Raw genomic sequence first — 25,595 nt, 5'->3', positions numbered from 1 at the left:
TGGACGGCAACAATGCGAACGGAGCGACGATCACGGGCCTTGGCACTCCGACGGCAGCTAGCGACGCTGCCACGAAGGCGTACGTTGACGCCCTTGACGGGACTGACGACCAGGACCTTGGGATAGGCGCTGGCGGCACAGCCAATGAGAGCGTCGAGCTTACGATCACCGATGGTGCCAGTGCGACCATAGACATACGGGATGGTGATTTCGACCCATCGAACGAGATACAGAACATCGAGGAAGTGCTCTTGGACGGCAACAATGCGAACGGAGCGACGATCACCGGGCTTGGCATTCCGACGGCTGCTACCGATGCTGCCACGAAGGCTTACGTTGACGCCCTTGACGGGACTGACGACCAGGACCTTGGGATAGGCGCTGGCGGCACAGCCAATGAGAGCGTCGAGCTTACGATCACCGATGGTACCAGTGCGACCATAGACATACGGGATGGTGATTTCGACCCATCGAACGAGATACAGAACATCGAGGAAGTGCTCTTGGACGGCAACAATGCGAACGGAGCGACGATCACGGGCCTTGGCACTCCGACGGCAGCTAGCGACGCTGCCACGAAGGCGTACGTTGACGCCCTTGACGGGACTGACGACCAGGACCTTGGCATCGGCGCTGGCGGCACAGCCAACGAGAGCGTCGAGCTTACGATCACCGATGGTGCCAGCGCGACCATAGACATACGGGATGGTGACTTCGACCCATCAAACGAGATACAGAACATCGAGGAAGTGCTCTTGGACGGCAACAATGCGAACGGAGCGACGATCACCGGGCTTGGCATTCCGACGGCAGCTAGCGACGCTGCCACGAAGGCGTACGTTGACGCTCAAAATGCATCAGATATAAGTTCCAATTCCCCAGTAGATGTAGATGGCGATGGAAATACGGAAGCTACTGTGGAAGATGTAATCCAAGATATTGCCCCAATTACCTCCAAAGCGGCACGAATTTTTTACCCGCCTTCGATTGCTATAGATGCTTCAAGTAATGGAGCAGGTAGAACGTTGAATTTATATTCTCAATATGTAACTCAATACGGAACACCGGCAGTCGCAAGCGCAGGGGCACCTGCAGCAATCCCGACATACGGACCAACAGAGTTGTACTATTACATAACCTATGCAGATCCAACTGTATTCGATAATATGAGTATTGATGCCAATGGTCAATTAACCTATGATATAATTGGTCAACCAGCCGATTATAATGCATTGATCAACGTGGTTTTTGTGGTAAAATAATAATGAATAAAGACAAGTAGATTTGAAATCCAACACCTCATATAAGTCTTTATTCATTGGACTGTACATTTTCTTTGCAGCAGTGAATATGGCAAGTGCACAGTTCTTGTTGCAAGCGCCGAATACCGGAGATGAGCATAACTATCAATGGTATGAAGCCTCTGATACAAGCACTGTTTTGGGAACCAGTTCGTTTTATGAAGCTACCCAACCAGGTGTATACTTTGCAACTTATGATGGTACACTGTGCGGTTCCAATGCTACAGGTTATTTTATTCTAACCGATTGTGAAGCACCGAACAATCAGGTGATTTTGGATATCTCGGCAAGTGTTCCTTCAGGGGCAACGGTGAGCTGGACCCCGGCCTTATCGGGTGACCAAATCAGGCCTACCGTTACAAGTACACAAACCGTAATGAGGTATGTGGCCACAATCACAAAAGTCGGTAACAGTAAAGAGCTTCCACGATTTACGGTGGTATGTATGAGCCAAGCTGCTAATTTGATGGATGATTTGGTTACCGTCAATGAAGATGCATCCGTGATTGTTCCCATATTTGATAATGATACCGATTTACCGAACATAGGCGTTTTGACCACGACCAATCCATCGAACGGTATGGTCAGCATTGATGATAATGGAACATCAAATAACCCTAATGATGATGTGGTCACCTATACGCCAAATCCTGATTATAATGGACCGGATAGTTTTGACTATACCATCTGTAATTCCTTTGGTGATTGCAGTACGGCTACGGTAACGGTCGATGTGCTTCCTATTGTGGATGCATTCGATGATTCAGTTTCTACCGATATCGATGTTCAGACCACAATTTCATGGAGAGCAAACGATAATGATATACCTACTTCAGGGACAATAAGCGTAACCGATCCATCAAATGGAACCGTGGTGTTGAACAACAACGGAACACCGAGGAACCCATCGGATGATGATATTACCTATATGCCAAATTCAGGTTTTACAGGAACAGATTCGTTCGATTATACGGTGTGTGATTCCAACGGAAATTGTGATACAGCTACTATTACTGTAATTATAAGTCCATCAGGAATTGATTTGGATAGTGATAATGATGGGATTGTGGACAGCTTTGAGGATTTAAATGCCGATAATGACAATGATCCATCAACCAATCCAACGGATACAGATGGTGATGGAATCCCTGATTATTTGGATATAGATAGTGACAATGACGGTATTCCCGATAATATTGAGGCGCAACCAGCATTGGGGTACATTCCACCTAGCTTAGTTGATGCAAACAACAACGGATTGGATGATGCCTATGAGGTTGATGGTAACATTGGATTGATTCCTATGGATTCAGATAATGACGGTATTCCGGATTATGTGGATGAGGATAGCGATAATGACAATGTTCCTGATGCCATTGAAGGACATGATAATGACCATGATGGAGTTCCAGAAGTTAGCCTGATAGGTTCCGATAAGGACAACGATGGTCTGGATGATGGTTACGAAGGTGAAACGGTCATCGATATCGATGTCAATGATGAAATAGATGATCCCAGCACTGCATTGCCCGATACCGATAGCGATGGCATACCGGATTTCAGGGATTCGGATGACGATGACGATGGTATAGAAACCATGGATGAAGATACCAACGGTGATGGTGACTACGCCAATGATGATGCCAATGAGAACGGAATACCCGATTATTTAGATCCAGATTTGGGTGAACTTACCATCGATGAAGAAGAAGTGGATGTTGTGAACGTAATAACGCCCAATGGTGATGGAGTACACGATGTTTTGGAAATCCGAGGACTCTCGAATTACCCTAACAACACGGTAAGGATTTACAACAGATGGGGGGTAATGGTGTTCCAGACCAAGTCATACAACACTAATGGAAATGTCTTTGACGGTACTTCGCAAGGAAGGGTTACCGTGGATCAGGATAATAAACTTCCGGTAGGTACATATTTTTATGTGATAGATTATCAGGACAACGGAGGTAGTACAAAACAGCTTACAGGCTACATATATATTAACAGATAAACAATGGTAACTGTGGTAAACAAACTTTTTAAAGAACAAACCCAATGGTTGCTTGTTTTACTTCTGCTTGGAGTAGGAACTATGCAAGCACAGCAAGATGCACAGTATACCCAATATATGTACAATACTGTAAGTGTCAATCCGGCCTATGCGGGGTCAAGAGGACATCTGAGCATTGCCGCATTGTACCGGAACCAATGGTTGGGACTTGATGGGGCACCGGAAACACAAACGTTGAACGCTCATACCCCGGTGGGTTACCGTGGTGTGGGTGTTGGACTATCCATTGTGAATGATAAAATAGGACCCACCTCCGAAACTTATTTTGATGTGGACTTCTCCTATACCATCCAAACCTCTTTGGAAGGCAAGCTTAGTTTTGGGCTCAAGGCCAGTGCCCATATGCTGGATATTCGATATTCCGAGCTCGATGAGTTCGAGATAGATCCACAACTGCAATCACAGCAGGACATCCAGAATAAGTTCTCACCGAATATCGGAGCAGGGGTGTATTATCACACCGATAGGTTTTATGCCGGTTTGTCGGCCCCTCGAATATTGGAGACGACCCACTTTGATTCCTCTTCCGTATCCACTGCCAAGGAACAGCTTAACCTTTATCTGATTACGGGTTATGTTTGGGACTTAAATCCAGTATTGAAGTTCAAACCCACTTTATTGACCAAGGCTGTTCAAGGAGCACCATTGCAGGTAGATCTTTCCGCCAACTTTATGTTCAATGAAAAGTTTATCGGGGGAGTGGCCTATCGATGGGATGCCGCCTTTAGTGGTCTAATTGGATTTATGTTGTCCGACCAGTTTATGATTGGGATGGCATATGATAGGGAAATCACCGAACTTGGCGCCGCTACCTTTAATGATGGTTCCTTCGAAATCATTCTACGGTACGATTTTATCAGGAACATCGGAAATCTGAAATCACCACGCTTCTTTTAGTAAGAATTTATCAATCAATCCATCTTTATTTAACTTCAAAGGTCATATTTTTACCTCATGAAAGAGGAAAAAGTGATACTTGTAAATGAAAAGGACGAGCCAATTGGCCTTATGCCCAAAATGGAAGCCCATCAAAAGGCATTGCTCCATAGGGCATTCTCGGTTTTTGTGATGAACAAAAAAGGCGAGACCATGCTTCAACAGAGGGCCAAGGACAAATACCATTCCCCATTGCTATGGACCAACACATGTTGCAGTCATCAAAGGGAAGGGGAGAGCAATATTGCAGCTGGAAAGCGCAGGCTTATGGAGGAGATGGGTTTCACCACAGATCTTAAAGAACTCTTTCATTTTATGTACAAGGCCCCTTTTGATAATGGCCTTACGGAACACGAGTTTGATCATGTGATGGTAGGTTATTTTGAAGAAGAACCGAATATCAATCCAGAGGAGGTTGCCGATTGGAAATGGATGCATCCAGAGGATATCAAAAATGATATGATGGAAAATCCAAATGAGTACACGGCATGGTTCAAAATTATTTTTGAACGTTTCTACGACCATCTTATGGAAAATACCTCTGCAAAATGAAGGTGAAAGCGAGTAGAAAGGCCAGTTTCAATGCTGCGCACAGATTGCACCGTCCAGATTGGGACGATGAAAGGAACAAAGCTGTTTTTGGTAAATGCAACAATCCAAAATATCATGGGCATAATTATGACCTTATCGTGAGCGTTACCGGAGAAATAGATCCGGTAACAGGCTTTGTAATGGACCTAAAAGTGCTTAAGGAGTTGATTAAGGAACATGTAGAGGAGGCATTGGACCATAAGAACCTGAACCTCGATGTTCCGGAGTTTGAAAATTTGAATCCTACCGCAGAAAACATAGCTGTAGTGATATGGAATAAATTAAGACCGCATATAAAACAAACTAAGGAGTTGGAGGTAGTGCTTTATGAAACTCCTCGAAACTTTGTAACCTATACAGGATAGCACAATGAACCTATACCCGTTAAAATTTAAACCTATCCTTAAAGAACGACTTTGGGGAGGAACCAAGTTAAAAGATGTATTGCATAAACCTATTGAAAGTGATATTACCGGTGAAAGCTGGGAACTTTCGGGGGTAGAAGGGGATATTTCCGAAGTATCAAATGGAGATTTGTCCGGGACTTCGCTTCAGAGCTTGATGGACGAACATGGCGAAGTACTTTTAGGAAAGAGTGTCGTGGAACGTTTTGGGAACGATTTCCCCATACTCATCAAATTTATTGATGCAAAGCAGGACCTTTCCATACAGTTGCATCCAAATGATGAATTGGCCAAAGAAAGACACAATTCCTTTGGAAAAACTGAGATGTGGTACATTATGGACGCCGACCCCGGTGCAAAGTTGATTGTCGGCTTTAATAAGGATGTAGAAAAGGGCGAATATGTAAAGAGCCTTGAGGAAGGTACCTTGACCGATTTAATGAACTATGAGGAAGTAAGCGAGGGAGATACCTTTTTTATCAATACCGGAAAAATACATGCCATTGGGGCAGGGGTACTTTTGGCCGAAATCCAGCAAACCTCCGATGTTACCTATCGCGTGTTCGATTTTAACCGTAGGGACAGGGAAGGCAATTTAAGGGAATTGCACACCAGTTTGGCGGTCGATGCCATAGACTACGAGAAGAAGGATGACTTTAAGGTAGATTATCCCAAGAGTCTAAATGGGATAAATTCAATGGTGGATTGTCCCTATTTTAAAACGGACTTTTTGGAGCTGACCAAGTCCATGAAACAAGATTTGACCCAACGTGACTCCTTTACCATTTTTATGTGCGTAGGAGGTGCTGCCCAAATTAAAAACGATTGGGGCAGTGTTGCCATAACAAAAGGGGAAACCGTCCTAGTTTCTGCATCAAGTACTTATGTGGATATTGACACAGAAGGAGCTAAACTTTTAGAAGTTACTATTTAGTGGTATATTTAATAAAAACAACCGCGTTATGCCAAGTATTCGTGATTTAAAGAAAGATATCAATTTTGTACTGGGAGACATTATTGAAGCTGTTTATATATGGGAAGCCGGCTCAGGAAACAAGGAGTCGGAAGAAGGTACCGTAATCATAGACGAAGCCATAGAGGTTTATGACAACCTCATGAACAAGGTCAACCAAAAAAAGTTGGAGGACAACAAGTCTCACTTTAAAGCCATTCGCACGGAACTGGAGGAAAAGGCCACCAAGCTCGTGGAACAGTTGAATAATTTGGAAGCTTAGTTGTTCTTGTCCAAGAACGCTTTAAAGTCCTTTCCGTATTTGGAAGCAGCTACCTCTGGCGTCAATCCTTTATAAATGGAATCCAGATATTTTGGATTGGCTTCGCTCGCTTCGGTCATCATAATGTAAGGTGTTGCATAAGAATCGCCATTGTTCAGACCGAAATTTAAGGCATATCTATATCTGCTTATTGTATTTTGATTGACCAACCTTTGCAAAGAATCCAAGACCAAGGAATCTTTCTCCGTGTCGAGACCAGAAGCTTGTTGCAATAGCCCCAATTCCTTGATATTGAATTTAGAGGCCATTTCGTGGAACTCCAAAAGCTTTTCATGCGATTTGGAACCTGAAATCTCAACATCCGTATCAAAAGTGTTCCATGCCGTGTTAATGGTAATGGTTCCTGGCTCTCCGAAAAAAGTGATTCTATCGTTAATGTCGTTATTGTCTTCCTTCTTTAGGTAGAGATAAAACACTTCCGGTTCGCTTACTTCAGTAGAAAAACTGAAAGCGCCATCACCCTTTATCTCCAATGAATCCAAAACGGCCAACGTGGAATCTTTGAATTGTTGTAAATACAGGGTTCCTTTCTTTAACCCTTTAATATTCCCACTAACCGTCATGGTGTTTTCTGTGCTTTTTTCACAAGACACCACTATAATTCCAATAAGTAATACAAACAATATCCGCTTCATCATAAAATTTTAGCAGCGCAAAGATGCATAATCTTCTGAAAATATTTAAACATTAGCGGCTACTTCCATCAACAAAGCGCATAAATACGCCCCGGCAGTACCTACAACGTACCCAAAAACGGCCAAAAGTATTCCTACGGATGTCAAAGAAGGATGGAACTCTGCAGCTACTACAGGTGCGGAGGCAGCACCCCCTACATTGGCCTGGCTCCCCACGGCCAAGAAAAAGAATGGAGCTTTAATGAGCTTGGCCACTAAAATAAGTAGTCCGGCATGTATGGTAATCCAAATTAAGCCAATTGCAATCAGACCGGGATTGTCCAAAACTTTGCCCAAATCCATCTTCATACCTATAGTGGCTACCAAAATATAGATGAACATACCACCAATTTTACTGGCGCCGGCACCTTCATAATCCTTGGCTTTGGTAAAAGATAGTCCAATGCCGATGGCAGTGGCAAAAACAACCATCCATAAAAACTCTGACCCAAGGGACGATAATATTTTTTGTGGGTTACGGATGACTTCGAAATTATCCTGTAAAAAGACGGCAAAGTGGTGCCCCACCAAATGGGCAACCCCAACGCCAACAAAAGCGAAGAACAATATCATTATAAAGTCCTTGAGGGTGGTGACCCGAGCAATTTTTTCAGTGTGGGCAGATACCTTTACCTTGAGCTCTTGAATGGAAGAGGTGTCCGCTTTGAGCCAACGGTCTATTTTATCGGTTTTGCCCACTCCCAAAAGAATGACGGCCAACCAAAGGTTCGCTACTACGATGTCGATAAGAACCATGCCCCCATAGTTTTCTTGGTTGTATTTGAATACTTCCAGCATGGCGGCTTGGTTGGCACCACCGCCGATCCAACTGCCTGCTATGGTCGCCAATCCTCTCCAAACGGCATCCGGGCCAACGCCTCCAACGGTTTCTGGTGAAAATATGGAAACAATCAGAATAGCGATTGGTCCACCTATTACAATGCCGACCGTTCCCGTTAAAAACATGACCAATGCTTTAGAGCCTAAATTCATGATGGCTTTAAGGTCAATGCTAAGCGTCATTAGTATCAATGCGGCGGGCAGCAAATACCTACTGGCCACATAATAGGTTTGTGATGCCGATTCGTCCACAATACCCAAGCTGGCTAAAATAGCGGGCAACAAATAGCACATGAGCACGGTAGGCACTACGCCATAAAATTTGTTCCAAAATCCAGTTTTAATGGATGAGGTATAAAAAACGAATCCTAAGCAGAGACAAAGAAGCCCAAAAATTACGGTGTCTTGGGTAAAAGGTAGTTGGTCCATATTTTTTAAGATAGAAGTCCAAATATAGGAAAATAGGTGAGGTAGTACAGTTTGTAGGATAAAATGGGAGATTCTTTTGCCTGAATCCGATTTAGATGTTTTTATGTGTTGCTAACAATTTGTGAATTAATTAGATAGAACTGCTTTTGGACTTAAACGGTATTGAGTCAACAATTACTTGAATTGAAACAATCACCTGATTCTTTTTTAAATACTTTTATTGATATAAACACTAAAAACCTAGAACATATGAGAAGTTTACTTTGGCTTGTTGCCGTAATTTGTATAATTATTTGGGTATTGGGATTTTTTGGTATTGTAGCAGGAATGGCTACAGGCAGTCTTATCCATATTTTGCTTGTGGTTGCTGTAATAGCAATTCTTTACAATATTATTTCAGGACGTAAACCCTTATAATATACTAAACACTACGATTGACCTTATAGCTTTGAAAAAGAAAATATAAAAAGGCGGTCACATTTATGTGACCGCCTTTTTTATTTGGAATCGTAAACAAACGTTTAAATATTCAACCAATAGGTCAATTTTAGGTTAATGGAACGGCTTCGGGGCATAAATGAGTTTACAAAATAATTATCGTTGTAAACCAAGAACAAGTCGGAGAGAGGAGCAAAGCGCCATTGCAGCCTTGAGTTAAATCCAAGATTGTCCAGTTGATTGCTGTATTGGACCAATGTGGACCAAAACACCGATTTGTTGAAGGTCAGTTCAATTTTTGGGCTTACCAACCATATCTCACCACTTTCATAGGGTTCTGGTAATGTAATGTTGTTATAATTGAAACCCAAAGAAAAATTCATTTTGGGCTGTACCCTTAAATTCATCTGGCCCTCTAGAACCAATCTTGACCCATTAAAAAATTCACCATACCCCGGTTCAAGCGTATAGGAAAAAACCTTTCTTCTGTCGCTTGCAAATTCCACCTCGCCACTGGTGTAATAATATCCGGTTCCTCCCGGTAGTTCCGTTCCGTTTTTGGTTCGGGTAGGGTCAAAAGAAGCAGTTAAATAGGTGTATCGATTAAAAAGTCTGAGGGAGAGTTCTTCCTGGCTCTTGAATTGTGCCTGCCAACCGGTATAAATAAAATAGTCCGTGTTTTGATAATCCAGTGTTGGTCGCCACACAAATTCCGGTCGGGCTATAAATCCATGTGAGTTTAAATTTCCTTTTTTTGGATAAAAAATCACTTCTGCTGACGGATTGAAAAGCAGTATGTCCTTTCTGGGAACAAAGCCAAGGTCGGACCTAAAATTGTTTCCAATAAAGTTTCCGCTCAAACCAAGGTTTAAAAAGCGTGAATTATACTTTAGATTGATTCCACCAGCTGCATCGCGATTTTCCACACCATGCGAAAAGGATTTATGATAGAAAAACTTCCCCGTCCAAGTATTGTCTGCACTGGCCAGATTGTAATCCAACCCAACTACCCGATTGTACCTGTCCGCTTCATTCAAAAAATCATAATCCTCAAAGGTCTGCCGGTTTACAAAAATGAAGCTAAGGTTGGAACGTGAGAACATTTTTTTCTGAAGGGCCAATACTGTATTGTTATTACTGGCTATTTCATTGGATTCATCCTTTTCGGTTTGAAGATTCATTAGCCCTAGGCGCCAATTTTCATTCAATTTACCGCTAAGCCTTACACCGCCCACTATGCCATTCTCTATGGTTTCTCCCTGTGCATTTTGGGCAATTCCTATCCTTCTGGAAAAAAAGGGATTATAATCTCCTTCTGTACCAAAAGACCCAAAAAGGTCACTGTTGTCTATAAAAAATTGCCGCTTTTCAGGTAGGGATACCTCAAAACGGGTAAGGTTGGTGATGACATTGTCCACTTCCACATTGGAAAAATCAGGGTTTACTGTTATGTCCAGATTCATTCCGTTTCCTATGGATACTTTTGCATCCCCCCCGATTTTAAGATTGTTTTGCTCCGTTTGTTTCTCATAATCTTTGGCCACAATACCGTTTACATAAGGTATAAGGGCCATAGGGGTCCTGGATTTCCCCAAGGGTCTTTCAAAAATCATATCTCCCATAAAGGCAAGATTGTAGATTCTTTGGTTTTGCGGGATGCGTACCCAAGTGCTTTGTTCATTGGTCTGCATATCGAACCTATAGGAATTGAAGCGCCATTTTTGCTCTCCCTGTTTAAATTTGAACGAGGTAAGCGGGATGGCAATTTCACAGGTGTAATAGCCTTCGTACAATTTGGTTTCGCCCTGCCATTTAACGTCCCAGGACATGGTAAACCCACTTGTACCCTGTCCGCCACCCGAGATTAGGGCTTCACGGCGTACTCCAAAAGGGTTGATTCCAAAGAGAAACGCGTTGGTACCATCATTGAAGGTGTCGAACATTAAACTGATGTTATCGTTGCCACCTGCCCCATAGTCACGCTTAAGTGATGGTGTTACATAATCATCACCATCGGAAAACAATTTGATGCCTATGTACAGGGTAGTGGCACTATAGAGCATTCTAATCTCGGTTTGTTTTACTGCTTGAATGGTATCAACGGGGAAAAACTGGTAAAAACTATCGGTAGTTTCTGCGGAATTCCATTGAGGCTCATCCAATATACCATCGATTTTAAAAGGAATTTCTGTAAATTTTACATTGATGTCCTTGGAACTTGTTTGTGAGTAAAATGTAAGAGGTACTAGCAATGCAGCGAGTGCAAAGTATAGTTTGGTCATAATCTTTAGTTTAGTTGGTATGTCAAATGTAACTTTATGGTTAAAAAAATCCCAAAATCGTGAAATGGATTGTTAGTTGGTAAAACATTCTGAAACTTAGTTGGGCAAACAGCTTTTATATAAGAGACGTTGAAAAATGAAAAAAACCTTATTTCTATTGCTTTTATTTCCTGTTTTGGTGTTTGGTAACGCTATTTGGGGAAAAACAGGACACCGCGTTACGGGGCAAATTGCCCAGAATTATTTAACAGGAAAGGCCAAAAGGGCCTTGAACGATTTATTGGACGGGCATAGTCTTGCATTCGTTTCTACTTTTGCAGACGATATAAAAGCGGACCGGAGCTATTCCAAATATTCGGCATGGCATTATGTGAACTATCCTTTGGGAATGGATTACGTGGATTCGGAAAAGAGTGAGTATGGCGATATAATGACTGCGATTGAGGAATGTATTCAAAAGGTAAAGGATGAGAATAATACAAGGGAGGATAGAGTTTTTCATTTGAAACTGCTCATCCATTTTATTGGAGACCTGCACCAACCCATGCATGCCAGTAGGGCAGAAGACAAAGGCGGGAACGATATTCAAGTGCAATGGTTTGGTGAAGGAAGCAATTTACATAGGGTTTGGGACAAAAATTTGATCGAGTCCTACGGAATGACTTATAGCGAACTGGCCGATGAATTGAGCGATGTGGACAAAAAAAAGCGCAAGGCCATTCAAGAAGGCACCATATATGATTGGGTGGATGAATCCCACGCTATTTGTGCGGAACTATACGATTCGGTAGAAATAGGCGACAAACTTGGGTATCGCTATTCATACGATTACAACGATTTGCTTTTCCAGCAATTGCAAATGGGAGGCCTGCGCTTGGCAAAAGTATTGAACGACCTGTTCGATTAACAATATTAGGACTGTAAAACAGTTTTTAACTGGTTTCTATACTCCGATGGGTTTTGTCCCGTAAAGGCTTTAAACGATTTGTTGAAGTGCGAAAAGTTGTTGAAACCACTATCATAACAAACTTGGGTAATGCTCATGGGCTGTTCGGCCAATAATTTAGAAGCGTGCACCAAACGATACTCATTTACAAACTGCGTAAAAGTCTTATTGGTGATTTTTTTGAAATACCTACAGAAGGATGGGACCGTCATACTCACCAAATCTGCAATCTCTTCTAGGCTGATGTCTTCCTTGAAGTTTGTTTTCACGTGATTGAAAACAACATTGATACGGTCGTTGTCCTTAACCTCGGTCTCCATGGAGAATCCTTCGGCGTTCAAAACATTGATTTCGGTGGAAGTTGCCAGAATGTTCAATATATTAAGAATGGAGAGCAATCGTTGAAAATCTGTCTGGTATTCCAAAATCTCCATTTTTTCCCCGACCTTCATTTTGGTCTTACCGGAGAATGCGATTCCACCTTTTGCGACTTCAAAAAGTTTTTGGATATTTTTCATCTCTGGAATGTTGAAAAAATCACTTCCCAAAAAATCCGCTTTCATCTGTACCAAGGTCTCACTCTTGTTGCCGGTAAGTTTGTCCGTAAAACCACAATGGGGCAAATTGGAACCTATTAATATAAGGTCACCGTTCCTATAATAGGATACGTGGCTGCCAATTTGCCTTTTACCAGACCCTCCGTTCACATATACCAACTCCAACTCTGGGTGGTAGTGCCAACCATTGTTCTTGTTTTCGTTGTTGGCATTAAACTTTTGAAACGTAAAAGAATGGCCAAAACTGGGTGCTATTGCCTCAAATGCTGGTTTTTGAATCATTTACTGCAATTTTTTCTTTCGTATGCTAAAGTTAAAAAACTAATTAGCATGCAAATATCTACAATGTTAACTCAAAGTTATGCTATTTTATCATTAATACTATGTTAAAACACCTACCATGTTAATATAGCATATAAAGTGGAAAAAGGAGTGGTATTCCTGTGCGCTATTGCACCATACATTTGTACTGTAATCTTAAAAAACGAAGTGTTATGAAATTAGTAAAGAACCTAACAGTAGCAGCGGCCCTATTGATAAGTGCAATCGGGTTGGCGAACGGAACCACAACCGATTTTGGCAAAAAAGTAGTAGCCAAGTACGAAGTTGAAAAGAATTTGGTAAAAGTAAACCTTGATCCAGTATTCGTAAAAAAAGGTCAGAAAATAATGATGAACCTTTTGAACGTTTCCAAGGGTAAGGTGCTTTTAAAAGTATATGATAGCGAGGACAGACTTATTTTTGACGAAGCTATCGATGGTGACATTGTAGTTGAAAAAGCATTCAACTTCGAAAAAGCCTTCAAAGATGAATATACCATTGTTGTAGTGGACAAATTTGGAACCTACAAAGAAACTATGGTAGTAAGATAGTTTGTTTAGTTAATTTTTATGTGCATTGGGGGTCGAGAGGCCCCCTTTTTTTATGCCCATTTCTCAAGCTTTTTCCTTTTGCTCTGCGGGAGAGCTTCATTATCTATGGCCCATTTTAAGACTTGCTTGTCCTTGGTTTTGGCAAAAAGTAGCGTATAGAATGCTTGAATGGACAAAGGGTTTTCCGATTCTTCCACGAGTTCCATGGAATCGCCCATTACAACTTTTCCAGGTTCAAGAACACGTACGTATGTTCCAGGACGTCCATGGTCTATGAACTGCTTTAAAATGCCTTGGTCGTTGAACCGAATGCCCAATTTGTAGCAGGGCTCCCTAGGTTGTGTAATCTGTACCAGTGCTGTTCCCAATTTATAAATGCTTCCAATCTTTAATTGGGACTCGTCCAAACCATCAAGGGTCAAATTTTCGCCAAACATGCCCCAGTTCCAATTCAACAGTGGGTATCTCTCTTTCCAATAAGCATAGTTGTCTGAGGAGAACAGATAACAAGCTTTGTACGTACCACCATGGTGTTTCCTGTCTACCACGGTATCGTGTTTCACATCCTCCTTATCTAAATAAAGAGGCTCATCAATTGGGTATTTGTAGATGCCGGTGAGGGTTTCTTTACCGTTCCAAACAATTTTGGTAGGCTTGCCGAGGTTGGTCGAGATTACTTTCATAATGGCAAGTTATAAAAAACCACCGCTTGTGGCGGTGGTCATTCAATTAAAATCAGCTTAAAGAATTAATTTTCTTTGTCCAATTTGTTGGTCATGTTAAATCCGACCATCAGTCCAACACCCGCTAATAGGAAAATTGTACCTGGGTAAGCAACCTCTTGTTTAACTCCAAGACTATGAACAAATATCGAAGCTACAAATATGGCTGTTCCGATTCCCATAAGCAATAAGGCTAGGTTGAGGAGAATGATTTTCCCAAGTGGAGTAGCTCCACCCCTTTTTCCCCTGACAAAAATGCTGGCGTCTGCTCCTTTCTCTATCAATGCCAAACGTTCTTTGTTCCTAGTTGAAAAATAGAGGTAGGCAATGGCAAGGATAACACCAAAAATGATTGGAATAATGATTACTTCTGATCCCATAACTATTCGTTTTAATGATTATTTGTAATTTTTTGTTCATAAGCTATGACGACGGTTTTTCCGATCAGGTTACATATTTTTATAAAAATTATTTTTTGTGTAACCTAATTGGTACTTCTGGCGTCCAATGAACAATGCTGACCAACAAGGAAAATCAAATGATCTCGGAAATACGCAGGGGAAATACCCGCGCGTTCTCCGATTTGGTGGATAGCTATAAGGATATGGTTTTTACACTTTCGGTTAGAATGTTGGGAAACCGGGAGGAGGCGGAGGAAGTATCACAAGATGTATTCATTAAAGTATTCAAATCCCTGCCTAAGTTTAAGGGCGATTCAAAGTTGTCCACCTGGGTGTATAGAATTGCCTATAATACTTGTTTGGACAAGATAAGAAAAGTAAAAAAGCAACGAATCCATTTGGATATGGAACATGCTGATAAGATAGATTACGCTGACCTGGATACGGCGTTTCATAAAATGGTAGAAATAGAGCGAAGCCAATTGATAGAGCAATGTCTATCCAGATTATCGGAAGAGGATGCAGGTATCCTTACTTTGTTTTATCTTGAGGAAAAGAACCTGCTGGAAATGGAAAAAGCAACCAGCTTGCCTGTGAATACATTAAAGGTGAGGTTGTTCAGGGCCAGAAAACGATTGGCCAGTATTATGGAGAAGAGTTTGAACAAAGAAATATTGCAGAGCAATGGATCAATTGGATGATAAAAAACTGGAAGCATTTATAAATAAGATCATGGAAGAAGCTCCATTGGAATCCCCTTCTGCTGATTTTACCAAAAATGTGATGCAAAAACTAGAGGTCGAAGCACCGCAACAAGTTTTTGAATACAAGCCCATACTATCGGGCAGGACTTTGTCCTTGGCTTTTGTTGCTTTTGTGGCCTTGGTGTTTCTATTGGGTTCACAATTGGGTGTGGATAATGGTCAAGGTTGGTTCAAAAACTTGAACATGGGATCTTGGTTCCATACGGATTGGGAGTGGGTGAAAGGTTTCACTTTTTCCAAAGTTACTGTTTATGCTTTCCTGTTTTTAGGCCTCATGTTTTTTGTACAGGTACCTTGGCTGAAAAGGTATATGGATAGAAGAGTTTTTTAAATGTAGGCATAGTAATACGCCCAATACATCAAAAAGAATTGTAGTGGAATCCGGAGAACCAATACCCATTTTGGAATCCCGGCAGATGCTTTTTTGCCCGAAAGCATGTAAAAATGTACCGATAAAAATAAGCCCAACATTAAAATGATGCCAAAGGTGCTCAGTTTTCGGGTCGCATCAAAGCAGACGCCTATACCCAAAACAATTTCGGCGATTCCGCTCAAATACACCAAAAGCTTATGGTTTGGCAGATACTTGGGCATAATGCGCATATACATTTTAGGTTTTATAAAATGCATTAGGCCTGCAAAAATGTACATTCCGGCCATTACGTAAAGGTGCCATGGAGCCATAAATCTAATCTTTAAAATACCAAAACGGTAAGATAACATCTGTCACGGTAACAACCGTATCTTTTTCCTTTCTTTTGCGCCTAAGCCGTAAAAGGTGCTTTCCCTCATTGAGGTTAGATATCTTGAGATAGGTTTCAAACCCAAGAATATTGTTTATTCCTGTGGTAAGGATAAAATCTTCATCCATATCCAAGCTATCAATTCGGAAAGCATGGGTTTCATTAAAGGTCCTGAGGTACATCTTTCGGATACTGTCTTTTTGGCGTGCACTAGTAATCTGGTCGCTCCAGTTCGTGGTAATCTTCATGCTTGAGGAGAGGCCCCGGCGGTCGTTTTCAGGTCTCAAGGAATCATTATAGGCAAAAATCCGGTTCTCCAAATTTTCCGAAAAAGGCACGAACACTTTTAAAAAGGGCTTATTGATCACCTTGGAAGGAATAACCACCTGTCCTGGAAAGTCACCATCTTCTACAAGCATGTCCGCATAGTTTTCCTTATTGGCAAAAGTACTGGACGATTGTTCGTCCTTTTCCAAATAATTGGAGTTGCGGTACTCCAGACTGGTAATCATCAATATGGCAATGTAAATGGGGACCAAAAGTAAAATGAGCCTTCTTCCAAAACGGTTGTCCAAAAAATTATAGACCAAGGGCCTGTATAAAAATGAAAGTGTCAAAAAACTAAAAACCCAATAGATGGGAAAGTAAATTCGCGAAATCCATTTCTTTCTTTTGAGCCATCCCTGCGTCAAAAAATCGATAAAGGTTAAGGTCATGCCCGTTATAATGAATATAATGAGCACAACACCAAGAATACTGGAAAGTCCTTCCGGGAGATAATCACTTTCAATAACAAAGTTGGCCACCAAAACAATCGATAAGATAATCATCGTCATGGCCAGCACATAGAAAATCAATAAGAACGAAATGGCAAAGAGTACGCTACAGTAATTCTCAAGATTGGCAATGTACCGGTCAAAAGAGACGATGCGTTTTTGTAAGTATTTGGTAAAGCGCTCCGAATAGCGCAATTTTTCGAATTCTATATCACCGGAAACATACCGCAACCCAAGAGACCCAATCCAAAGTCCACGAAGGATTACGTGGAGCAATAGGTTGAACAATAATATGGAACACGAAATTTGAAGGATAAGGTAGACTACGAAGCGATAAATTTGCTGTTGGTTCTCAGCATTTACCGTTTCAATGCGAAGCGGTTCGTAGGCAGTGAACAGTCCGAAGATGGCAAACCCCGAAATAATAAGCTCAAGTTCCCAGCTTTGTTGTTGCAGGGAGTCAAGTAGTTTTTTGAATGAGGGACTGTTATAATCGTTGTTTGCGCCCACGGTCTTTGATTGGTTTGTACATCCAATATAGGCATAAAATGCAAAAACCGCTCATTAAGAGCGGTTTTGCGTTGTTGATTATAATAACTAAGATTATTTGATCATCTCGTAGCTTCTGGCAATGAAGTTGGTGAGCTCTTCACCTTTCAACAATCCTTTGGATAGACGTGCCAAATCCAACGATTGATTGATCAACCTTTCGCGTTTTTTTGCGGTCTTGGTATTCAATATTTCGCCTACCAGTTCGTGATTGGTATTTACGATAAGGTTGTACATATCGGGCATATTGCCCATCCCGAACATACCTCCGCCACCTGTACGCTGCATTTCTTTCATTCTGCGCATAAATTCTGGCTCGGTGATTATAAATGGAGAAGCACTGCTCTCCATGGCCTCCAATTGAATAGTATATCCTTTATCGGAAATTACTTTTTCTAAATCAGCCTTTAGGCTGTCTTTTTCCTCTTCGGAAAGCTTGGAGATTGCCGTATCCTCTTTTTTGATGAGGTTGTCCACATGGTCGGCATCTACTCGAACAAAAGACAGGTTCTCTTTGGATGTTTCCAACTTTTGCATCAAGTGTGATACAATCGGTGAATCCAACAACAGGATTTCGTATCCTTTCTTTTTGGCAGCTTCAATGTAGCTATGTTGCGCCTCTTTGTCCGAAGCATAAAGCACCACCAATTTATCATCCTTGTCGGTCTGATTGTCCTTGATTTTTGCCTCTAGCTCTTTAAAAGTGTAGAAATTGCCATCAATTGTTGGGTACAGGGCAAACTTATCGGCTTTCTCAAAGAATTTATCTTCGGAGAGCATACCATATTCGATTACCACTTTGATGTCGTTCCACTTTTGTTCAAAATCCTCACGGTTGTTCTTGAAAAGCGAGCTCAATTTATCGGCCACTTTTCGGGTGATGTACGAGGAGATTTTCTTCACCGCGCCATCAGCCTGAAGATATGACCTTGAAACGTTCAATGGAATATCCGGAGAATCGATGACGCCTTTTAACATCGTCAAGAATTCGGGAACAATGCCTTCCACATTATCCGTTACGAACACTTGGTTCTGGTATAATTGAATTTTGTCTTTTTGAATGCTGAGGTCGTTTGTCAACTTTGGGAAATACAAGATGCCCGTTAAGTTGAACGGATAATCCACGTTCAAGTGGATATGGAACAAGGGTTCTTCGAACTGCATAGGATAAAGTTCCCTGTAAAAACTTTTGTAATCCGCTTCTTCCAAGTCCGCGGGTTGCTTGGTCCATGCTGGATTTGGATTATTGATGATGTCATCCACCACTTTAGTTGGCGCCGGGTCGTCCTCTTTGGCGTCTTCCGGTTTGGGAAGCGTTTCCGTTTTTGTTCCAAACTTGATTGGAATGGGCATGAACTTGTTGTACTTCACCAAAAGCTCACGGATTCTTGACTTTTCCAAAAACTCGGTGGAATCCTCTGCTATATGAAGGATAATTTCCGTTCCCCTTTCAGTTTTGTCACTTGGTTCAATGGTAAACTCGGGAGAACCATCGCAAGTCCAATGTACCGCAGGTTCTTCTTTGTGGCTTTTTGAAATAATCTCCACTTTCTCCGCTACCATGAACGCTGAGTAGAAACCAAGACCAAAATGCCCGATGATTCCGGCATCTTTACCAGCATCCTTGTATTTATCCAAAAATTCCTCGGCACCGGAAAAAGCCACCTCGTTAATGTACTTTTTTACTTCCTCCTCGGTCATCCCGATACCCTGGTCTAGAATATGGATGCGTTTGTTGTCCTTGTCCACCTTGACCTCGATTATTGGGTTGCCGTACTCGACCGTAGCTTCTCCTATGGAGGTTAAGTGCTTTAATTTAAGGGTTGCATCCGTAGCGTTGGAAATAAGTTCCCTCAAGAAAATTTCATGATCACTGTATAGAAACTTTTTGATCAGAGGGAAAATATTCTCTACTGAAACATTGATTTTACCTGTAGCCATCGTTTTGTTTTTTATGCTTTTTACAGCTGATCAGTCAAAAAAAATACCATAGTGCAAAATCTGACAAACTGACATTTCATTGGGGTTTTAACTGGTCTACAATATTTTAACATAATTTTGTTTATTTTATTTTCGTAAAGATTAAACAAAATGATTATATTTACAGTGTTATAGGTTAAAAATTGCTATGAAGTAGTATTACTATAACAAGTTTGTTTATTTATTGGTTAGGTTGTGAAAATGCACTTTCGCCAGGAAGTGCATTTTCTTTTAAGAATTAGATTACACAATGCTAACTTTGTTAACTCTTCAAAAAATACCAAAATGGCAAATACGACTAAATCCAAAATTACCGAGGATAAAATCATTGGCTTGTTCATGGAATCTGTTTTGGAACATGAAAAGGTGCCGAGCTCGGTGTTTAAGTTTTGTAAAGAACATGATATTAAAGAAGATGAATTTTACGGATTCTTTGGTTCGTTCGAGTCCTTACAACAAATTATCTGGAACAAATTCTTTGATAATAGTTATGGTTTGATGCAAAAGAACAAGCAGTATGCATCCATGACCAACGAGGAAAAAATGTTGACCTTTTTCTTTACCTTTTTTGAAAACCTGACACTGAATAGGAGTTATGTCCTTTTTATAATGAAAGAGCATAAATATTCCTTGGAAGGATTGATGCAATTAAAAGGTCTTCGCAAAAAATTCAAGGATTTTGCTTCCACACTTATAGAGGAAAGGAACGATGAAAAGCAGCACAAGATATTTAAATACAATGCTCCCTTGTTTGCCGAAGGCGCTTGGTTACAGTTTCTTTTTATCTTAAAATTCTGGATGGAAGATGGTTCCCCGGGTCTGGAGAAAACCGACATCGCCATTGAAAAATCCGTGACCACCGTGTTCCAGATTTTTGAAAGCACACCGTTGGAAAAGATTGTGGACTTTGGAAAATTTCTTTACAAGGAAAAATTCGCATAGAACACATGAAAAGTTTGGATACGATTCCCACAGGGAAAATAGAACGCGCCGGAAAATTGGTGAAGACCGGGGTCAAGATTGGAGGAAACTATGTGAAATACTACGGTAAAAAGCTCGTAGACCCGCAAACCTCCAAGGATACGTTGGACCAAGACAATGCAGAGGATATTTATGATGGACTCAAAAGTCTAAAGGGTAGTGCGCTCAAAGTGGCCCAAATGCTCAGTATGGAGAAGAACCTGTTGCCAAGGGCCTATGTGGAAAAGTTTTCACTTTCCCAGTTTTCTGTTCCCCCATTGTCCGCGCCTTTGGTTCGTAAGACCTTCAAAAAATATCTGGATAAATATCCTGAAGAGATTTTTGATGAGTTTGAAAAAGATTCCGTGAACGCTGCCAGTATAGGCCAGGTTCATCGCGCAGAAAAGGATGGCAAAAAATTGGCGGTCAAAATCCAATATCCGGGTGTTGCCGAAAGTATAAGTAGTGATTTGGCCTTGGTGAAGCCCGTGGCCATTAAAATGTTCAACCTAAAAGGGAAGGACTCCGAAAAATATTTCAAGGAAGTAGAGCATAAACTTATCGAAGAGACCAATTATATCTTGGAATTGGAGCAAAGCGACGAGATTACCACCGCCTGTTCCGTGATTCCAAACATGCAATTTCCTAAATATTATCGCGAGTTGTCCAGTGAGCGTATCCTGACTATGGATTGGATGGATGGGGCTCACCTCGGCGAATTTACCCGAACGGATTTTGATGCTGAACTTGGGAATACTCTGGGCCAAGCCCTCTGGGATTTTTATATGTTCCAGATTCATAAATTGAGAAGAGTACATGCCGACCCGCATCCCGGTAATTTTTTAGTAAGTGATGATGCTAAGTTGATAGCCATCGATTTTGGTTGCATCAAGCAGATTCCAGATGATTTTTATGTACCGTATTTTGAGTTGGCCAAAGAGGAAAACATCAATAATGATAAAATCTTCATGGAAAAATTGTATGAACTGGAAATCTTGACACCGACCGACTCAGAAGAAGAGCTGATATTTTTTAAGGCACTTTTCAAAGAAATGCTGACTATTTTCACTTCTCCTTTTCATAAAGAAACTTTTGATTTTGGAGATGAAGGTTTCTGGTCGAAAATTGCAAACCTCAGTGAACGCTACTCCAAAGACGAACAAATCCGAAAGATGAACGGGAACAGGGGGTCAAAACACTTTTTATATATAAATCGTACGTTTTTTGGGCTTTACAATCTATTGCATGACCTTAAGGCTAAGGTAAATGTGAACCATTTTGAGCAGTACATCCGCTAAAAGCCTTAATAAATATCCAGTTCTTAGGATATATTTTTTAATTTTCCGTTAATTAGCCAAGAGTTTTTTAAAGATTCAATACTTAAGCAATTAGAAATGTATAACTCAAGAATATCGGGATTGGGATTTTACGTCCCTGAAAATGTGGTCACTAACGACGATTTGTCAAAAGTGATGGACACGAATGATGAATGGATACAAGAGCGTACTGGAATTAAGGAGCGGCGTCATGTTCTAAAAGATACTGAAACCACAACTTCTATGGGAGTTGAGGCTGCCAAAAAGGCCATCGAGCGTGCGGGTATCGATAAAGATGATATTGACTTTATTGTTTTCGCTACCCTTAGTCCTGATTATTATTTCCCTGGACCCGGTGTATTGGTGCAGCGTGATCTTGGTCTAAAAAGAACCGTTGGCGCCTTGGATGTGAGAAACCAGTGTTCCGGTTTTGTTTACGGTGTTTCCGTGGCCGACCAATACATTAAAACCGGTATGTACAAAAATGTACTGGTCATTGGTTCTGAACTGCATTCCCGTGGTCTGGATATGACTACAAGGGGCAGGGGAGTGTCCGTTATTTTTGGTGACGGTGCAGGAGCTGCTGTTTTGACCAGGGAAGAGGATACATCCAAAGGAATCCTTTCTACCCATTTGCATTCCGAAGGACAACATGCTGAGGAGCTTTCACTGATAGCGCCCGGAATGGGCAAACGTTGGGTCACCGATATTATCGAAGATAAAGACCCCGAGGATACCTCTTATTATCCACATATGAACGGACAATTTGTTTTCAAGAATGCAGTGGTCAGATTCAGTGAGGTAATTATGGAAGGACTCGGTAAAAATGATTTGGCCCCGACCGACATTGATATGCTAATTCCACATCAGGCGAACCTTAGAATCTCCCAATTCATCCAGAACAAGTTTAAATTGAAGGATGAACAGGTATTTAATAATATTATGAAGTACGGTAATACCACAGCGGCTTCCATTCCCATTGCATTGACAGAGGCTTGGGAGGCTGGAAAAGTCAAAGAAGGTGATTTGGTGGTGCTTGCGGCCTTTGGTAGTGGTTTTACCTGGGGCAGTGTCATCATCCGTTGGTAGACTCGACATTTATACAATTAAATATAAAACCCCGGTCCGTTTGGATCGGGGTTTTTGATTGATGCTAACACAAGATAACCAACCAACACTCGAATATGAAGCATCAATTTATTTTAGAGGATACCACCGCCACCTTGCTTGGTGTTGTTGTCCCTACGTTTACGTTGTTTGGCTTGGTTTTTACCGCTTCCAAATCTATAGGAAAGACCTAGATATACATTGTTGCTTTCCCAATTAAAGGCACCTTCTTGCGCAAAAGGATAATCGCCCTCGAAAGCAAATCGCATGGTGTTGAAAATATCGTTGTAATTAAGGCTCAGTGTTCCTTTACCTTCAGCAAAGCTGTAGCGAGCGCCCAAATTCACAAAATACATCGGGTCCGCATTGAACTGTATGCTCTTGTTTCTTCCACGGTAAAAACCGAAAGCTTGTAGCGTTAATGCCTTGGTAACGGTAAAGCTGTTGTTCATTCTCAGATTCCAAGCAGTGTTGTCTACCTTCACCCGCTGTTCCACAATATCGTCCTCGCTCGGATTTGGGTCAGTTGTGTTCAGCGTTTCGGTCAACCCCCTTTGGGTTTGAGAGAACAGGTCAAAACTTCCATTGATGCTCCACCATTTTAAAGGTTTGTAATTGGTAGAGAGTTCAACCCCGTAGGCAGATGTTTTGTCAAAATTATCAAAGGTCAATATGGTCTTGTTCAAGTCCAAGCGGTCCACATAGATAGCTCGGTTGATTTCATCAGTTATGCTCCTATAGAAGACACCTCCGGTAATACTTCCATTTTTTATTCTTTTGGTGTAGTTCGCTTCATAAGAATTTGTGAACTGAGGTACCAAATTTGGGTTTCCAAAAGAAGAGATCAAAGGCGTTGCAAACTCACGGATGGGGTTTACTTGTTGTAGGCCAGGTCTATCTACCCGTCTGCTGTAACTCAGTTGCACTTGATCACCTTCATTGGGTCGGTAGGTAATAAATGCAGAGGGGTAAATCTCGGTATAGTCATCCGTAAACGCACGTACGGCATTGGTATCGGCCTTAACTTGAACATCCTCGATACGCACGCCCATTTGGTAGGACCATTTTTCGTAGGTCTGTCCAAAAGTTGCATAGGCCGAATAAATATCCATGTCGTACACAAATTTAGTGGAGGGCGTAGGTACCAAATCCCCATTGGAATTAAAAGATTGCCCAGTAGAAGAATAATCCACAATGGTCTCAAAATTTCTGGATTGTAGACCCAGTTCCAGTTTGGAAATACTGTCCAGCGGATTCACATAATCCAAATTGGCAGTGGTCTGGGCACGCTCGGTGTCCACAAAATCCATATAATCTGGATAGGTTGAGGCGCCGACAGACCTAAAATCTGCATCCTGTTCACTGTCGAAGAGGTTGTGGTCAATTTCCAGTTCTATGTTGTGGCCTTCTTTATTAAAATCGAGTTTATAGTCGAAATTATATTGCTCACTGCTATTGTTGGAGTCGTCCAGGAACAATTGTGTCACGTTTCGCGAAGGATTATTAAAATATGAAACTGCAGTCTCTCCTGTTCCTTCACCTTCATAGATATTTTGATTGGTAAAAAAGGAAATGGTGTTTTTATCGTTCAGGTAAAAATCCACTCCTAATTTGTACAGGTGCGACTTGTTATTGTTGAAAAAATCAAATTTTTGGCGTGAGTTTTCGTCTACACGAAGAATGCTTCCATCGTTCACCCATTTACCAATATTGTTGCCATAATTTCCATAAAAGTTGAACTTTCCGTTACGGTAGTTCATATCAATAGAACTATTGAATTTGGCTTCGATGCCCTTGGTGAGGCCAAGGTTTACGTTTCCATTAAAACCGATGTTCGCGTTTTTGTGCAGTACAATATTGATGATTCCGCTCATCCCTTCGGGATTATATTTGGCAGAGGGATTCGTGATAAGCTCAATGGATTTAATGGCAGTTGATGGAATCTGCTTGAGCAGCTGTGCCACGGGAACGTTAGACAATTTTCCGTCGACCATGACCCGTACATTCGAGTTGCCCCTGAGGGTAATGTCGCCTGTTTGCGAGTCCACGTTCACCGATGGAATATTGTTCATAATATCGGAAGCTGAAGCGCCTGCAGTGGTCAAATCTTTACCAACATTGATTACTTTGCGGTCAACGCGCTGCTCAATAGTGGTGCGTTCTGCCACCAATTCCACACCTTCGAGTTCCTTGGTCTCTTCAACTAGGGTTACGGTGCCCAGATCAAGGATCCGTTTGCCCTTGGAGATCACTAATTTTTGGGAATACGTTTTGTAGCCAATGTACTGTACTTCAAAAATAAATGTACCGTCGGGAAGTTTGTTGATTTCAAAGCTTCCATCTTCTGTGGTAATTCCACCTGTAATGGTCTGGGAACCATCTTCCGATTTGATGACAACAGCAGCATAAGCTACAGGTTCGTTGGAAATTTCGTCGATGACTTTACCATTGATGACGCCCAGAGCATCGTTCGGATCATTGGCAAAAGTTAAAAAAGGGGATGTCATGCACAGCAATAGTGCAACTAGAAAGCTCACATGTCTCATGAGTAGTTCGTTTTTTGATTGATGATTGATTGATGATTGATGATTGATGTCACTCTTAAGACGTCATAGGTTCGGGAATGTTACAGGCAAAACTT

The 25,595-nt window shown here is 41.5% G+C and carries 25 protein-coding genes; 15 read left to right on the top strand and 10 right to left on the bottom strand.

Annotated features, from left to right (window positions below; translation table 11 throughout):
• From J0656_RS12520 to J0656_RS12490, 7 genes are all read left to right on the top strand, one after another.
• Positions 1–1,262: hypothetical protein (locus tag J0656_RS12520; protein WP_207034352.1), on the top strand; the 1,262-nt coding region annotated here is incomplete at its 5' end.
• Between the two features lie 22 nt (positions 1,263–1,284).
• Complete coding sequence (locus J0656_RS12515; RefSeq protein ID WP_207034349.1) at positions 1,285–3,312, top strand: T9SS type B sorting domain-containing protein; 2,028 nt, start codon at positions 1,285–1,287, stop codon at positions 3,310–3,312.
• Positions 3,313–3,315: 3 nt separating this feature from the next.
• A complete protein-coding gene (locus J0656_RS12510; protein WP_207034346.1) occupies positions 3,316–4,269 on the top strand; it encodes a PorP/SprF family type IX secretion system membrane protein in 954 nt (317 codons plus the stop codon).
• Between the two features lie 57 nt (positions 4,270–4,326).
• The gene (gene idi / locus J0656_RS12505; RefSeq protein WP_207034343.1) at positions 4,327–4,860 is read left to right on the top strand and encodes an isopentenyl-diphosphate Delta-isomerase; all 534 of its coding nucleotides are present in this window, start codon (positions 4,327–4,329) and stop codon (positions 4,858–4,860) included.
• Positions 4,857–5,264, top strand: a complete 408-nt coding sequence (locus tag J0656_RS12500; RefSeq protein ID WP_207034340.1) for a 6-pyruvoyl trahydropterin synthase family protein — start codon at positions 4,857–4,859, stop codon at positions 5,262–5,264. Before idi ends, J0656_RS12500 begins: the two co-directional genes overlap by 4 nt.
• Positions 5,265–5,268: 4 nt before the next feature.
• Complete coding sequence (locus J0656_RS12495; protein WP_207034338.1) at positions 5,269–6,237, top strand: type I phosphomannose isomerase catalytic subunit; 969 nt, start codon at positions 5,269–5,271, stop codon at positions 6,235–6,237.
• Positions 6,238–6,265: 28 nt separating this feature from the next.
• On the top strand, positions 6,266–6,538 hold the full coding sequence (locus J0656_RS12490) for a hypothetical protein (protein WP_207034336.1): 273 nt from the start codon (positions 6,266–6,268) through the stop codon (positions 6,536–6,538).
• Here the strand turns inward: J0656_RS12490 and J0656_RS12485 are convergent.
• On the bottom strand, positions 6,535–7,233 hold the full coding sequence (locus J0656_RS12485) for a DUF4369 domain-containing protein (protein ID WP_237688935.1): 699 nt from the start codon (positions 7,231–7,233) through the stop codon (positions 6,535–6,537). The genes J0656_RS12490 and J0656_RS12485 overlap by 4 nt on opposite strands.
• Positions 7,234–7,278: 45 nt before the next feature.
• The gene (locus J0656_RS12480) at positions 7,279–8,541 is read right to left on the bottom strand and encodes a DUF819 family protein (RefSeq protein WP_207034331.1); all 1,263 of its coding nucleotides are present in this window, start codon (positions 8,539–8,541) and stop codon (positions 7,279–7,281) included.
• 249 nt (positions 8,542–8,790) lie between these two features.
• On the opposite strand from J0656_RS12480, the gene J0656_RS12475 reads away from it, so the two are divergent.
• A complete protein-coding gene (locus J0656_RS12475; RefSeq protein ID WP_207034328.1) occupies positions 8,791–8,958 on the top strand; it encodes a lmo0937 family membrane protein in 168 nt (55 codons plus the stop codon).
• A 104-nt stretch (positions 8,959–9,062) separates the two neighbouring features.
• Here the strand turns inward: J0656_RS12475 and J0656_RS12470 are convergent, their stop codons facing one another.
• Positions 9,063–11,261 carry a DUF5916 domain-containing protein gene (locus J0656_RS12470; protein WP_207034325.1) on the bottom strand — a complete coding sequence of 733 codons (2,199 nt, stop codon included), beginning with the start codon at positions 11,259–11,261 and terminating at the stop codon, positions 9,063–9,065.
• A gap of 136 nt (positions 11,262–11,397) precedes the next feature.
• Here J0656_RS12470 and J0656_RS12465 point away from each other — a divergent pair, with 136 nt between their 5' ends.
• Entirely contained in the window at positions 11,398–12,168 is a 771-nt protein-coding gene (locus J0656_RS12465; RefSeq protein WP_207034322.1) for a S1/P1 nuclease, read from the top strand.
• Between the two features lie 5 nt (positions 12,169–12,173).
• Here J0656_RS12465 and J0656_RS12460 read toward each other — a convergent pair whose 3' ends face one another.
• Complete coding sequence (locus J0656_RS12460; RefSeq protein WP_108245274.1) at positions 12,174–13,046, bottom strand: AraC family transcriptional regulator; 873 nt, start codon at positions 13,044–13,046, stop codon at positions 12,174–12,176.
• 212 nt (positions 13,047–13,258) lie between these two features.
• Here J0656_RS12460 and J0656_RS12455 point away from each other — a divergent pair, with 212 nt between their 5' ends.
• Positions 13,259–13,636: a hypothetical protein gene (locus J0656_RS12455; RefSeq protein ID WP_108245273.1), complete on the top strand. Its 378-nt coding sequence runs from the start codon at positions 13,259–13,261 to the stop codon at positions 13,634–13,636.
• A gap of 50 nt (positions 13,637–13,686) precedes the next feature.
• On the opposite strand, the gene J0656_RS12450 is transcribed toward J0656_RS12455, so the two are convergent.
• Entirely contained in the window at positions 13,687–14,319 is a 633-nt protein-coding gene (locus tag J0656_RS12450; RefSeq protein ID WP_207034319.1) for an MOSC domain-containing protein, read from the bottom strand.
• 65 nt (positions 14,320–14,384) lie between these two features.
• Positions 14,385–14,738 carry a DUF6249 domain-containing protein gene (locus J0656_RS12445; RefSeq protein WP_207034316.1) on the bottom strand — a complete coding sequence of 118 codons (354 nt, stop codon included), beginning with the start codon at positions 14,736–14,738 and terminating at the stop codon, positions 14,385–14,387.
• Between the two features lie 134 nt (positions 14,739–14,872).
• Between J0656_RS12445 and J0656_RS12440 the strand changes: the two genes are divergently transcribed.
• On the top strand, positions 14,873–15,460 hold the full coding sequence (locus tag J0656_RS12440) for an RNA polymerase sigma factor (protein ID WP_207034313.1): 588 nt from the start codon (positions 14,873–14,875) through the stop codon (positions 15,458–15,460).
• A complete protein-coding gene (locus tag J0656_RS12435; protein WP_207034310.1) occupies positions 15,444–15,854 on the top strand; it encodes a hypothetical protein in 411 nt (136 codons plus the stop codon). The genes J0656_RS12440 and J0656_RS12435 overlap by 17 nt, the downstream gene beginning before the upstream one ends.
• Here the strand turns inward: J0656_RS12435 and J0656_RS12430 are convergent.
• The 3 genes from J0656_RS12430 to htpG all read right to left on the bottom strand — a co-directional run bounded on the left by J0656_RS12430 (position 15,851) and on the right by htpG (position 19,532).
• Positions 15,851–16,207, bottom strand: coding sequence for a DoxX family protein (locus J0656_RS12430; RefSeq protein ID WP_207034307.1), 357 nt, complete (start codon positions 16,205–16,207; stop codon positions 15,851–15,853). The genes J0656_RS12435 and J0656_RS12430 overlap by 4 nt on opposite strands.
• 4 nt (positions 16,208–16,211) lie before the next feature.
• A complete protein-coding gene (locus J0656_RS12425) occupies positions 16,212–17,552 on the bottom strand; it encodes a hypothetical protein (protein ID WP_207034304.1) in 1,341 nt (446 codons plus the stop codon).
• A 93-nt stretch (positions 17,553–17,645) separates the two neighbouring features.
• Entirely contained in the window at positions 17,646–19,532 is a 1,887-nt protein-coding gene (htpG, locus tag J0656_RS12420; RefSeq protein ID WP_207034301.1) for a molecular chaperone HtpG, read from the bottom strand.
• A gap of 324 nt (positions 19,533–19,856) precedes the next feature.
• On the opposite strand from htpG, the gene J0656_RS12415 reads away from it, so the two are divergent.
• From J0656_RS12415 to J0656_RS12405, 3 genes are all read left to right on the top strand, one after another.
• Positions 19,857–20,513, top strand: a complete 657-nt coding sequence (locus J0656_RS12415; protein WP_207034299.1) for a TetR family transcriptional regulator C-terminal domain-containing protein — start codon at positions 19,857–19,859, stop codon at positions 20,511–20,513.
• A gap of 5 nt (positions 20,514–20,518) precedes the next feature.
• Positions 20,519–21,829 carry an ABC1 kinase family protein gene (locus J0656_RS12410; RefSeq protein WP_207034296.1) on the top strand — a complete coding sequence of 437 codons (1,311 nt, stop codon included), beginning with the start codon at positions 20,519–20,521 and terminating at the stop codon, positions 21,827–21,829.
• Between the two features lie 96 nt (positions 21,830–21,925).
• Positions 21,926–22,936, top strand: a complete 1,011-nt coding sequence (locus tag J0656_RS12405) for a 3-oxoacyl-ACP synthase III family protein (RefSeq protein ID WP_207034293.1) — start codon at positions 21,926–21,928, stop codon at positions 22,934–22,936.
• Positions 22,937–23,049: 113 nt separating this feature from the next.
• Here the strand turns inward: J0656_RS12405 and J0656_RS12400 are convergent, their stop codons facing one another.
• Entirely contained in the window at positions 23,050–25,500 is a 2,451-nt protein-coding gene (locus tag J0656_RS12400) for a TonB-dependent receptor (protein WP_207034291.1), read from the bottom strand.
• Positions 25,501–25,595: the final 95 nt, after the last annotated feature.

The organism is Flagellimonas aurea (genome assembly GCF_017313785.1).
In the GTDB taxonomy this organism is placed as follows: domain Bacteria; phylum Bacteroidota; class Bacteroidia; order Flavobacteriales; family Flavobacteriaceae; genus Flagellimonas; species Flagellimonas aurea.
Note: the sequence above shows the minus strand (reverse complement) of the source record. Positions and strands in the feature narration are given on the sequence as shown.